This window comes from Rasiella sp. SM2506, assembly GCF_050859505.1.
Classification (GTDB): Bacteria; Bacteroidota; Bacteroidia; order Flavobacteriales; family Flavobacteriaceae; genus Marinirhabdus.
Genome location: NZ_CP193934.1, coordinates 3,048,670 through 3,060,855 on the forward strand (window position 1 = coordinate 3,048,670; position 12,186 = coordinate 3,060,855).

Sequence of the window (12,186 nt, forward strand, 5' to 3'; positions counted from 1 at the left end):
ATTCGGGTATGAGTTTAGCTTGCTAAGTAAAAAGTATTAAAGCCTTTATTACGAATAAGAAAATAACTTTACATGAAATTTATAGTTTCCAGCTCCTATTTACTCAAGCAATTGCAAGTGCTTGGTGGTATTATTAATAGCAATAACACCCTTCCTATTTTAGATAATTTCCTTTTCGATCTGGATGGAAATTCTTTGAAAGTTTCTGCTTCAGATTTGGAGACTACGGTGTCTTCAAAATTAGATGTAGAAAGCAATGAGAGCGGGAGCGTTTGTATTCCTGCGCGTTTATTGTTGGATACCTTAAAAACATTTCCAGAACAGCCGCTTACTTTTACGGTGCAAGAAAATAATACTGTAGAGATTAGCAGTAACCACGGTAAATACGCCTTGGCGTATGCTGCCGGAGAAGAATTTCCAACGGCTGTGGAATTGAAGGATCCTTCAGAAACCAAAATACAAGGAGATATCTTGGCAACTGCCATTAGCAAAACTATTTTCGCCAGTGGGAATGACGATTTACGTCCCGTGATGAGTGGGGTGTTCTTTCAGTTTTCTACGGAAGGATTAACTTTTGTAGCCACCGATGCGCACAAATTGGTAAAATATACCCGTGAAGACGTTGCAGCCTCACAAACAGCCGAATTTATTATGCCGAAGAAGCCGCTCAATTTGTTGAAGAGCATCTTAGGAGGCAGCGAGGAAGAAGTTACTATTGAATATAATGATAGTAACGCTAAATTCAGTTTTGAAAATACAACCATGATCTGTCGTTTAATAGACGGAAAATACCCTAATTACGAAGCGGTAATCCCAAAAGAGAACCCGAATAAATTAAGTATTGATCGCAATCAGTTTTTGAATAGTGTTCGTCGTGTAAGTATTTTTAGTAATAAAACTACCCACCAAATACGTTTGAAGATTGCTGGTGCGGAGTTGAATATTTCAGCAGAAGATATTGATTACAGCAACAAAGCTGAAGAACGGCTCACCTGTGATTACCAAGGAGACGATATGCAAATAGGTTTTAACTCACGTTTCTTAACAGAAATGCTAAACAACCTAACAAGTGATGATGTTTCACTAGAAATGAGTCTACCTAACCGCGCAGGAATTCTTACTCCTGTAGATGGATTAGACGAAGGTGAGCAAGTCACTATGTTGGTGATGCCTGTGATGTTAAACAATTAGGTATAATAAATTACATTAAGTATCTAAAAATCACATCTATCGATGTGATTTTTTTATTCAAAATATTGAAATAGGATACTTGCTGGACTTAGCTTTTCAATATTTCTGCAACCATTTATTTTTAGTAACTTTAACAACCTTAATATTTGAGATATGAATTCCTCCTCTAGTCCCAATATCAATCAGTTATTTAACATTAATGTGTTAGGAAATGGTGATCAAGCTATGGTATTTGCTCATGGATATGGATGTGATCAAAACATGTTTCGATTCTTATATCCCTATTTTGAAAAAGAGTATAAAATTATTCTGTTTGATTACGTAGGTGCAGGAAATTCAGACATAACTGCTTACTCTCATGAAAAGTACAGCTCTTTAGATGCATATGCAGAGGACCTGATTACAGTTTGCAACCATCTTGATCTTACAGATGTAATTTTTGTTGGTCATTCGGTAAGTGCTATGATTGGTGTATTAGCTTCGAACAAAGCGCCTTCACTGTTTTCTAAAATGATCTTAATTGGGCCGTCTCCGCGCTATATAAATGATACTAATTACAAGGGAGGTTTTGATGAAACTGCTATACAAGAATTATTAGAAACGCTAGATAGCAACTATTTAGGTTGGTCAACTACTATGGCACCTATGATTATGAGAAATAATGACCGTCCTGAGTTAGGTGAAGAATTAAGCACTAGTTTTTGTAGTACCGATCCTGAGATCGCCAAAAATTTTGCGCGCGCCACTTTTTTATCAGACAATCGTGAAGACCTTAAATTGGTTACTGTGCCCTGTTTAGTTATACAGTCGAAAAAAGATATAATTGCGCCCATTGAAGTAGGAACGTTTACTGCTAATGCATTAAAATATGGTTCTTTAAAGATATTAAATTCAACAGGGCATTGTCCCAATTTGAGCGCTCCGGAAGAAACAGCGAAAGCAATTCAAAAATTTTTATACCTGTAATGTGGCTAAAGATAAAAATAACGAACATATTGACACAAAGCGATTAAAGGCCGCACTTGAACTTTATGACAATGCGCCCTGCGGTTCTGTTTCGTTTACGAATGACGGTCTTATCTTCGACATAAATCAGACCTTATCTACTTGGCTAGGATATTCGAAGGAAGAATTAATTTTAAAACGTCATTTACCTAGCCTTTTTAGAATTGGCGGTCAGATTTTTTTTGAAACTCATTTCTTTCCTCTTATAAAAATGCAAGGATTTATTAAGGAGGTTTATTTTGATATTGTTAGGAAAGACAATACAAATTTTCACGGTTTAATTAATGTCAGGGAAATTCCGCAGCATGACGATAATCCGGTTTCCTATCAGGCTACAATTTTAGATATTTCAGACAGGCGGCATTACGAAGAAGAACTATTAATTGCAAAAAAGCGGGCTGAAGCAGATTCTAAAGCCAAAGCTGAATTTTTAGCGACCATTAGTCATGAAATTAGAACACCATTAAATGCGATACTTGGTATTGGAAATCTGCTTCATGAAACTTCGCTAAATAAAAATCAGAAAGAATACGCGCGTTTACTCCTTCATTCTTCGGAGCATTTATTAGGTCTTGTGAACAATCTTCTGGATTTAAGCAAGATAGAAGCTAATAAAATTGTTCTTGAAAGGGTTCCTTTTGACCTTTTCGATCTTTCTCATGTTTTAAAGCACACTTTTTTAGTAAAAGCGAAAGAAAAAGGAATTGGTCTTCATATGGATATAGGTGACGATGTGCCTCGTATTTTTAAGGGAGATCCATTGAAGCTTAAACAGATTTTAACCAATTTGATTGGAAATGCTATAAAATTTACAAAGGACGGGGCTGTTACGCTTAGTATTGAAGCAATCCAACAAAAGTCTTCCAAAGTTTGTATTCAATTTACGGTTGCCGATACCGGAATTGGGATACCGAAAGAAAAACTGGAATCGATTTTTCAAGAGTTTTCTCAAGCAAGTTATGATGTTAGCGTTGAATTTGGAGGAACTGGACTGGGTTTAACAATCAGCAAAAAACTGTTGGAACTGCATAAAAGTTCTTTACTGGTAACGAGCAAATTAAATAAAGGGTCAAAATTCAGTTTTAAAATTTGGTATGAGACCTCTAATGAAATGATCCCTAAAGTTAAAAGCATTTCAGAAAAAGAAAAGCACAAATTAGAAGAAATGCAGGTGCTTATAGTTGATGACAATCCGGATAATATTTTTATAGCAGAACAATATCTTGATCAATGGAATATAAAATATAAATCGGCCAAAAGTGGTGAGCAAGCACTCTCCATATTGAATAAAAAATGTTTCGACCTTATTTTATTGGATCTGCAAATGCCAAAAATGAACGGGTATGAAACAGCAATTGAAATTCGGAACCTGAAATTAAAGAAGAACCCTGTCATAGTTTGTTTTTCAGCCTCTACAAGAGGAGAAGTAGACAAACAATTAAAAGAAGCTGGTATTGATGATTATCTCTCAAAACCTTTTCAGCCAAAGGAATTATTTGAAATTTTATCTAGATCCTTTTTAGGTTCAAAGAAAACCAAAATAGCCGTACCCATTAAAAAACTTGCCTCTTCTGAACCAACAGAAAAGGATATATCGAAATCTGATGAGATAGCTATTGAAAGTTTTAACCTGCTTCGCTACGAAAAAATGGCCAATAATAAAATAGAATATCTCAACAAATTTAAGGCGAGCACTCTTGATGCCATGATTAGCTACCGCAAAGATTTTAACAGCGCAATTAAAAATAAAAAAATAAAAAAATTATCTGACCTGATCCATAAAAGCACCATGTCCTTATACTACATTCAAGCGGATCCCCTAAGTGATCTTTTGAAAGAATGTAAAGAAATGCTAGAGCTAGAGCCTGAAGACAAGTTGAAGTTAACTCATAAGGTTAATGAATGTAATACTGAGTTTGAAATAATTATTAAGGGGTTACAAGTAAAATATTAAAAATTCTATCCGAATTTTAAGGCAATAATTCCATAAGCGTATCCGAATAAATTACATATGATCGCAATCAGTTTTGAATAGTGTACATCGTGTAAGTATTTTTTTGTAATAAAGCCGAAGAGCGTTTAATTTTTGATTACCAAGGAGACGATATGCAAATAGGTTTTAACTCACGTTTCTTAACAGAAATGCTAAACAACCTAACAAGTGATGATGTTTCACTAGAAATGAGTCTACCTAACCGCGCAGGAATTCTTACTCCTGTTGACGGACTGGATGAAGGTGAGCAAGTCACTATGTTGGTGATGCCTGTGATGTTGAATAACTAGCTTCAGCTTCGACTCCGCTCAACCTACATATTATAGTATTGAAATAGATTAAAACCCACTCCTACTCCTAGAGTGGGTTTTATTATTTAGAAACCCATTAAGAAAGTAGCGTGCCAATAGTTAAATATATTCTAAACTCTCTATTTGTCCCTTCAATTGTAGTGTTTCATAGTAACTTAGGTGTTCAAAAAAAAATATTATGAAAACCAACTATTACATCACATTACTAGTATGCAGCTTTTTATTATTTTCCTGTAAAAATGAATTGGCTAAAATTAAAGCAAAGTCAGATAGTGATCTGGCTGAAAAAGAATATGCTTCCAGCACTGTAGAAACGGCTGTTGGAACATTAGTATTGCCTGCCCCCTATGCTACTGAATCTACTGCAAAACTATCTGAGTTAGAACCTTGGCCAGAAAATACAATGCCAAAAGCACCTGAAGGTTTTACCGTTACAAAGTTTGCCGATGGTTTTGAGAATCCGCGTTGGACTTATATTGCCCCTAATAAGGATGTTTTTGTAGTGGAGTCTAATACCAGAAAAAGCGCTAACCGTATTACATTGTTACGAGACGCCAATAATGATGGAACTTTTGAAATACGAGAGACTTTTTTAGAAGACCTTAACCAACCCTTTGGAATGTTGGTGATAGGAGATGCTTTCTATGTTGCCAATACCGATGGATTATTTCGATATCCTTATCGGTCTGGTCAAACAAATTTAAAGGACGTTGAAGGTACCAAGTTAGTTTCACTGCCTGCAGGAGGGTATAATAACCATTGGACGCGTAATATCATTACCAATGCCACCAAAGATAAAATTTACATCTCTGTAGGCTCTGCGAGCAATGTTGCGGAACACGGTATGGAGGAAGAGATACGAAGAGCGAATATTCTTGAGGTGAACTTAGACGGTAGCGGTGAAGTAATTTATGCCAGCGGACTTAGAAACCCAGTGGGTATGGATTGGAACCCTGTGAATGGTGAATTATGGACCGCAGTGAATGAACGTGATAAATTAGGAGATAATTTGGTTCCAGATTATATTACCAGCGTACAAAAAAACGGATTTTACGGTTGGCCCTATTCATATTTTGGAAATATAGAAGATCCAAGAATGATGGATAAAGGAGGCGACTCTTTAATTAACAAGGCAATTATCCCCGATGTTTCCGTTGGATCACACACAGCGTCCCTTGGTTTTACATTTTATACGGGAGATCAATTTCCTGCTACCTATAAAAACGGTGCTTTTGTAGGACAGCATGGCTCTTGGAATAGAGCTAACTTTTCTGGGTATAAAGTAGTGTTTGTTCCTTTTGAAAATGGAGTACCGGCTTCAAAGCCTGTTGATTTTCTTACTGGTTTTATAGCTGAAGGGGATGGCTCTAAAGTATATGGAAGACCCGTGGGTGTTACCGAAACCCCTACCGGTGATCTCTTAGTAAACGATGACACGGGCGGTGTTATCTGGAGGGTACGTTACACGCAATAAGCTGTAAGAGGCTGGACCATTTTATAAAAATCTACTAATTTTTTAGAACTATTGTATAGGAAAAGAACCGTATTCACCCTGTTATGTCTGTGCTTTTGGTGTATCTGCACTTCTCAAATAAAGGGCACTGTAGTTTCAGCAAATGGGATCCCTGTAGTAGCTGTACAGATTCAGCAAAACGATTCGATAGTTGCGATTACTGATGAAAACGGAATTTTTAAGCTATCGAAAGAAATATCTTTTCCGGTTCCGCTTTTGCTGTCACATCCTGGTTATTTCACCGAAGAAGTTCTTTTCAGTAAAAATGACCAAGTGTTTCAACTCACCAAGATTTTAGAAATCAATGCTCTCAATACGGTATTACTTTCGTCCACGTATCAAAGAGAGAGCAGGGTATTAATTCCTACCGAAACGATTAGAGAAGAAATGATTGCGAGGTTTACCCCAGTAGATTTGGTTGATGCTGTAAATCAAACGCCCGGAGTGTATATTCAAAATGGAGCCATTAATACCAATCGTATCACCATACGTGGTGTGGGATCGCGCACGTTGTACGGGACTAATAAAATTCGAGCATATTATAACGGTATCCCTATTACCAATGGAGCTGGCGAAACCAATATTGACCTTTACGACCCAACTACTATTTCCAATCTTGAGATTGTTAAAGGCCCTAAAGCTACCCAATACGGCACCAATTTGGGAGGAACGCTCATTTTATCTACAAAAGAATTCCAGCGCGATGGCATAACAACGCAAAACACTTTTACAGTTGGATCTTTTGGGTTATTGAAAAACAGCGTCAATTTTCAGGTAAAAGATAAAAAGTTAAGTTTGTCTTTTAACTATCATCACGTAGCGTTGGAGGGATATCGAGAGAATAGTACGTACAATAGAAATGGGTATGTCCTGAATACAGACTACAGATTTACTGAAACTTTTACGTTGGGACTATTGCTTCAGCATACTAACAATTTTGCACAAATAGCTAGTTCTATAAGTAAGACGGCATTTGCTGAAAATCCTACCCAGGCTGCTTTTACCTGGGCACAAGCGCAAGGGTTTGAAGATAATAGAGAAACGTTGGTGGGGTTGCGCTTTCAGAATAAAATAACAGAAAGTTTCAGCAATACCACTACAATTTTTTACCGCTATTTAGATCATTATGAGCCCAGGCCTTTCAATATTTTAGATGAGATTACGAACGGTTACGGAGCGCGCACCATTTTCGCAAAAGAATTTAATTTCAGTGAAAGAAATGCCACGGTTAGTTTTGGTGCTGAAGGATATACCGATGAGTACCGCTGGAAAACCATTGAAAATAGATATGAGGAAAATCAAGGTAACGGAAGTTTGCCTGGTGCTGTTTTAAGCCGAAACAAAGAGCTACGAAACCAGTTGAATGTTTTTGCTACCACTATTTTACCCCTCACCCAGAAGCTAAGCACCGAAGTGGGAATTAACTACAATACCACTAGCTATACTTATACCGATGCCTTTACTACAGGTGTGGACAATAAGAGTGCTTCACGCGATTTTAAAAGCATTTGGGCACCTAACCTAAATGTGCTTTACAAAGCATCTCCTGCTTGGAGCTTATTTGGAAACATAAGTCGTGGTTTTAACTATCCCAGTATTGAAGAAACCTTAACTCCCGAAGGTGTTATAAACCCCAATATTGGTCCTGAAATTGGTTGGAATTATGAGTTGGGAACTGTGACAGATTTTTTTGAGAAATCCTTAACCATACAAGCAACTGCATATTTACTCTCTATAAAAGACCTGTTGGTAGCAGAACGAGTGGGTGACGATCAGTTTATAGGAAGGAATGCAGGTAAGACAGAGCACAAAGGAATTGAATTGAGTATACTCTATAAATTTCAATTACTTCCACAACTCTCGGTTTACAGCTATGGAAACGCAGAATTTACTTTTCATAAGTTTTTAGATTTTGTAGATGGTGATCAGGATTTTTCGGGAAATGATTTAACCGGAGTACCTGATAGAAAAATAACAGCTGGTATTGAACTTAAACATACCTCTGGATGGTTTTTGTTAGGGAATCTCTTGCACGTGGGAAGCCAACCTATTACCGATAGTAATAGTTTATACAGTGATGCCTATACATTAGGTAACATAAAAGCGGGGTACGAAATGTTATTTACAGAGGTACTAAGAGTAAAGGTTTCGGGCGGTATAAATAATATAACCAATGCTACGTATGCGTCTTCTATCTTAATTAATGCTTCTGCTTTTGGCAATAACGAGCCGCGATATTTTTATCCCGGAAATGCCCGCAACTATTATGGGAGTATTGCTCTGGGCTACACTTTTTAGTTTAGAAACCGAATGGTACTAAAGTAACTAGGCGCCTCACCATTACTTGCTCTTACTGCGTTTACAATAGGCATTACAAAAGATACAACGCCAACCCAAATAAGAGATAAAATTCCCAACCCGAATAAAAAGATACCTGGGATGCTAATTAGCGCAATCAAGAACATGGTAATTTGAAAATTGATAATGTTCTTTCCGTGCATATCCATTCCTTCCACTTCGTCTTTTTTAACGAGCCAGAGTATTAATGGCACTACAAAGCCTCCAAAACCAGTTAGATAGGTTAATAATTGTGAGAGTTGTGTGAAAACCAATAAATTGGTGTCGGTTTTCTTTCCTGTTTGTGTGACGTTAATTACTTGCATGTTGATTGATTTAAAGATTATTAAAAGGCTTTAATGATAAACGTTGTGATTAAGAACGCAGCTATGGAAACTCCTACAAATATTAATAATGGAATGAGTAGGTTTTTGAGTCCGTTATCTTTCTTTTTGTTTTCTTCTTCCATAGGTAAGGTGATCGTGTTAAGGTATAGGTAGTGAAAATACTAAAAAAGTTACACTTCTACTCCGCTCAGTGCGCCGCACTTCTTTTTTAATGGAGTTTTTTTGAGCTTGACGGAAGGTTTAGTGCGCATCACTTTTTTTAAATGGAATTCACCTAAGCTTGTGGGAGGATTCTTGTTACACATCTTACTTAATGAGTACGTAAATTAGAACCTAGTATTTCTTCAGAATATTTCAGAATATAAGGTGATGACATAAAAAGAAAATATCGATATAGTGGTAAACACCATAAAACTACTTTATCATGAAAAACCTTAAAAACCTATTTGTTATCGCATTAGTATTTACAGTATGTGCCTGCTCCAAAAAGGATGATGACGGCGATGGCGGAAATCCTGCCCAAGCTGAATTTACCGCCACTATAAAGGGGGGTAGTTTTGGAGACAATTACGAGTCTAAGCTAGGCTTTTATTCTAGTGATTACAGTAATGACAACAGCCTAACGCTCGCAATAACCGATGAAAATACAAACATAGTACGCTTTTTTTTAAATGAGACAGGAGGGTTTGGAAGTGGAATCACCAAAGTTATTGGAAACAAGGATAGCAACGGATTTATAACTAATGTAGTTATTAGGGATCAAGCTGCACAAGTTACTTACGACGCCACAATAGGAGAGATAAATATCTTGGAGAACCGTGAAAATCCTGATAGCGAAGATGGCCGGTTGATCTCTGGGAACTTTACTATTACGGCAACTTCAGGCGTAGGACCAACCATTACAATGATGGGTACCTTTAAAGATTTTGCTTATTAATTAAATATGTAATTAGCCAAAAGGGTCGCATTTGTACTGTCCTTTTTTTCGTGCTGTTCCACTTGGACAATCATTTAAAAGTTTGCCAAAGTAACCTTACCTTTGCAAACCATGATACACACAGATACCATAGTGGCACTTGCCACCCCTGCGGGTGCAGGTGCCATTGCCGTTATTCGTCTTTCTGGCGAAGAGGCTATTACCATCGCTTCCTCCATCTTTTTTTCAGTATCTGCCAAAAAACTTTCGAATCAAAAAACCCACACCATTCATTTAGGACATATAAAAGATGGGGAACGCGTACTGGATGAGGTATTGGTGTCAGTTTTTAAGAATCCTAATAGCTATACAGGTGAAGATGTAGTGGAAATTTCATGTCACGGAAGTGCTTTTATTCAGCAAGAAATTATACAGTTGTGTCTTCGGAAAGGCTGTAGAATGGCACAAGCTGGGGAGTTTACTTTACGCGCTTTCCTGAATGCTAAGATGGATTTGAGTCAGGCCGAAGCAGTGGCAGATCTTATTGCCAGTGATTCAGAAGCTTCACACCAACTAGCCATACAGCAAATGCGAGGCGGTTTCAGTAACGAAATAAAACAACTTCGGGAAGAATTGCTCAATTTTGCTTCTTTAATTGAACTAGAGCTAGATTTTGCCGAAGAAGATGTAGAATTTGCCAATAGAGATGATTTTCAACAACTAATTACCAAGATAACACAAGTACTGAAACGCCTGATAGATAGTTTTGCCACTGGAAATGTGCTTAAAAATGGAATCCCCGTTGCTATTGTTGGCGAACCCAATGTGGGGAAATCTACATTACTCAATGCGTTATTAAACGAAGAACGCGCCATAGTGAGTGACATTGCAGGGACTACCCGTGATACTATTGAAGATGAAATCGTGATTGGTGGTGTTGGTTTTCGTTTTATTGATACGGCGGGAATTAGAGAAACTACCGATACGATTGAAGGGATGGGGATTAAAAAGACGTTTGAAAAAATTGAGCAAGCGCAGGTGGTGGTGTATCTTTTTGACCCTACTTCGTTACAGGATGCAACCCCCTCTGTCCTGCGGACATCTCCCACTAAAGGGGACGACTATTCATCCGTTTTACTAGAGGTTGGGAAGATTCGGAATAAGTACCCACAGAAACAGCTTGTGGTAGTTGCTAATAAAATTGACACACTTTCTGAAAAAGATTTGTCTCAAATGATTTCGCACCTCACACCACAAACCTCACACCTCATACCTCTCTCGGCCAAGACAGGACAAGGTGTGGAAGAGTTGAAAACCACCCTACTCGACTTTGTAAATACGGGAGCTTTGCGCAATAATGAAACTATCGTGACCAATACGCGGCACTACGATTCACTATTAAAAGCACTGGAAGAAATCCAAAAAGTACAACTAGGGATTCATGCCAACCTAAGTGGGGACCTTTTGGCGATAGACATACGGCAGGCCTTGTATCACTTTGGAGAGATTACCGGGGAGATTTCTAATGATGAATTGCTGGGCAATATCTTTGCTAATTTCTGTATTGGGAAGTAACCTTATAAAACTACCCTCACACCGCCAGAATATTTTTAATGCATTTGCATAGAAGCTACTAATCTATAACCATATCATTTCAGAATATAAAAAAAACAAAAAGTATTTTAACTATTTTATCTTCATATAATACCAACTATACCATAAGTTTATCAAACAAATAACCTGAAAGCTACAACACATGACTGCTAAAGAATTTATTGAAACTTTAAAGATAATAGCTCAAGAGTATACAGGAGAAATTCCGAAAAGAGAGTTATTTTCCTTGGCAAAAGAATATCAGCAAATTCCTGTAGCTGAGGCTGTGAAATTGTTAAAAGATAAAAATGAGAATCATCGACTTGGAGCAGTATCCATATTCGATTGGAAAGCCCGAAGTAAGAAAACTTCCAAAGAAGAAAAAAAAGAAATTTACAGAGCGTATATCGACAATCATTCATGGATTGACACCTGGGGCCTGGTAGATAGGGCTGCACCGTATGTAGTGGGTGGATATTTGCACGACGAGGATAAAAAGGATTTATATGTTTTAGCAAAATCCAAAAATCCGATGGAACGTAGAAGTGCTATAGTAAGCACCTATTATTTCATTAGAAAAAATGAAATAGAGGATACCTTTAAAATTGCTGAAATTCTTGTGAATGATACAGATGAATCTGTTCAAAGAGCTGTAGGAAGTTGGATTCGGGAAGCTGGAAAGCGGAATGAAGAAAAATTAAAGAATTTCCTAAATAAACACGCCACTGAAATGCCAAGAATTACACTTCGGTATGCCATTGAGAAATTTGATAAGGAAACGAGAAAATATTACTTGGATTTGAAATAGCAAAAACCCTTTAATAAGCGCTATGTGAAAGACTCACTTATAATTTTATTTGAAATCTATCACATAGGTATGCATTTACATATTCTGCAGACGTTTCCTTAAAACACACCAGAGTTACTATAATAATTAGAGAATACAACCTTACCTAGTTTTAAAACTGTTCCTAGAGAAT

General features: G+C 37.2%; 10 protein-coding genes and 1 pseudogene. 9 read left to right on the forward strand and 2 right to left on the reverse strand.

Annotation, left to right across the window (positions count from 1 at the left end; translation table 11 throughout):
- Positions 1 to 72: 72 nt before the first annotated feature.
- The 6 genes and pseudogenes from dnaN (at position 73) to ACQ2HF_RS13760 (ending at position 8,311) form a co-directional block, all read left to right on the forward strand.
- The gene (gene dnaN / locus ACQ2HF_RS13735) at positions 73 to 1,191 is read left to right on the forward strand and encodes a DNA polymerase III subunit beta (RefSeq protein ID WP_432410988.1); all 1,119 of its coding nucleotides are present in this window, start codon (positions 73 to 75) and stop codon (positions 1,189 to 1,191) included.
- A gap of 153 nt (positions 1,192 to 1,344) precedes the next feature.
- Entirely contained in the window at positions 1,345 to 2,157 is an 813-nt protein-coding gene (locus tag ACQ2HF_RS13740) for an alpha/beta fold hydrolase (RefSeq protein WP_432410989.1), read from the forward strand.
- 1 nt (position 2,158) lies between these two features.
- Positions 2,159 to 4,150 (forward strand): ATP-binding protein, encoded by a 1,992-nt coding sequence (locus tag ACQ2HF_RS13745; protein ID WP_432410990.1) that lies wholly within the window; start codon positions 2,159 to 2,161, stop codon positions 4,148 to 4,150.
- Between the two features lie 95 nt (positions 4,151 to 4,245).
- Positions 4,246 to 4,479, forward strand: a pseudogene (locus ACQ2HF_RS13750) (DNA polymerase III subunit beta); the annotation flags it as partial.
- A 199-nt stretch (positions 4,480 to 4,678) separates the two neighbouring features.
- A complete protein-coding gene (locus ACQ2HF_RS13755; protein WP_432410991.1) occupies positions 4,679 to 5,974 on the forward strand; it encodes a PQQ-dependent sugar dehydrogenase in 1,296 nt (431 codons plus the stop codon).
- 51 nt (positions 5,975 to 6,025) lie between these two features.
- Positions 6,026 to 8,311, forward strand: a complete 2,286-nt coding sequence (locus tag ACQ2HF_RS13760; RefSeq protein WP_432410992.1) for a TonB-dependent receptor domain-containing protein — start codon at positions 6,026 to 6,028, stop codon at positions 8,309 to 8,311.
- On the opposite strand, the gene ACQ2HF_RS13765 is transcribed toward ACQ2HF_RS13760, so the two are convergent.
- Positions 8,308 to 8,676 (reverse strand): DUF4870 domain-containing protein, encoded by a 369-nt coding sequence (locus tag ACQ2HF_RS13765; RefSeq protein WP_432410993.1) that lies wholly within the window; start codon positions 8,674 to 8,676, stop codon positions 8,308 to 8,310. The two genes, ACQ2HF_RS13760 and ACQ2HF_RS13765, sit on opposite strands and share 4 nt — an antisense overlap.
- A 20-nt stretch (positions 8,677 to 8,696) precedes the next feature.
- Entirely contained in the window at positions 8,697 to 8,819 is a 123-nt protein-coding gene (locus tag ACQ2HF_RS13770; RefSeq protein ID WP_432410994.1) for a hypothetical protein, read from the reverse strand.
- Positions 8,820 to 9,121: 302 nt separating this feature from the next.
- Here ACQ2HF_RS13770 and ACQ2HF_RS13775 point away from each other — a divergent pair, with 302 nt between their 5' ends.
- The 3 genes from ACQ2HF_RS13775 (at position 9,122) to ACQ2HF_RS13785 (ending at position 12,014) form a co-directional block, all read left to right on the forward strand.
- A complete protein-coding gene (locus ACQ2HF_RS13775; RefSeq protein WP_432410995.1) occupies positions 9,122 to 9,634 on the forward strand; it encodes a hypothetical protein in 513 nt (170 codons plus the stop codon).
- Between the two features lie 111 nt (positions 9,635 to 9,745).
- A complete protein-coding gene (gene mnmE / locus ACQ2HF_RS13780) occupies positions 9,746 to 11,188 on the forward strand; it encodes a tRNA uridine-5-carboxymethylaminomethyl(34) synthesis GTPase MnmE (RefSeq protein ID WP_432410996.1) in 1,443 nt (480 codons plus the stop codon).
- Between the two features lie 181 nt (positions 11,189 to 11,369).
- Positions 11,370 to 12,014: a DNA alkylation repair protein gene (locus ACQ2HF_RS13785; RefSeq protein WP_432410997.1), complete on the forward strand. Its 645-nt coding sequence runs from the start codon at positions 11,370 to 11,372 to the stop codon at positions 12,012 to 12,014.
- Positions 12,015 to 12,186 lie beyond the last annotated feature (172 nt).

Coding starts and splice junctions, on each gene's coding strand:
- dnaN (WP_432410988.1), top strand. CDS start 73: ATGAAATTTATAGTTTCCAGCTCCTATTTACTCAAGCAATTGCAAGTG.
- ACQ2HF_RS13740 (WP_432410989.1), top strand. CDS start 1,345: ATGAATTCCTCCTCTAGTCCCAATATCAATCAGTTATTTAACATTAAT.
- ACQ2HF_RS13755 (WP_432410991.1), top strand. CDS start 4,679: ATGAAAACCAACTATTACATCACATTACTAGTATGCAGCTTTTTATTA.
- ACQ2HF_RS13765 (WP_432410993.1), bottom strand. CDS start 8,676: ATGCAAGTAATTAACGTCACACAAACAGGAAAGAAAACCGACACCAAT.
- ACQ2HF_RS13770 (WP_432410994.1), bottom strand. CDS start 8,819: ATGGAAGAAGAAAACAAAAAGAAAGATAACGGACTCAAAAACCTACTC.
- ACQ2HF_RS13775 (WP_432410995.1), top strand. CDS start 9,122: ATGAAAAACCTTAAAAACCTATTTGTTATCGCATTAGTATTTACAGTA.
- mnmE (WP_432410996.1), top strand. CDS start 9,746: ATGATACACACAGATACCATAGTGGCACTTGCCACCCCTGCGGGTGCA.
- ACQ2HF_RS13785 (WP_432410997.1), top strand. CDS start 11,370: ATGACTGCTAAAGAATTTATTGAAACTTTAAAGATAATAGCTCAAGAG.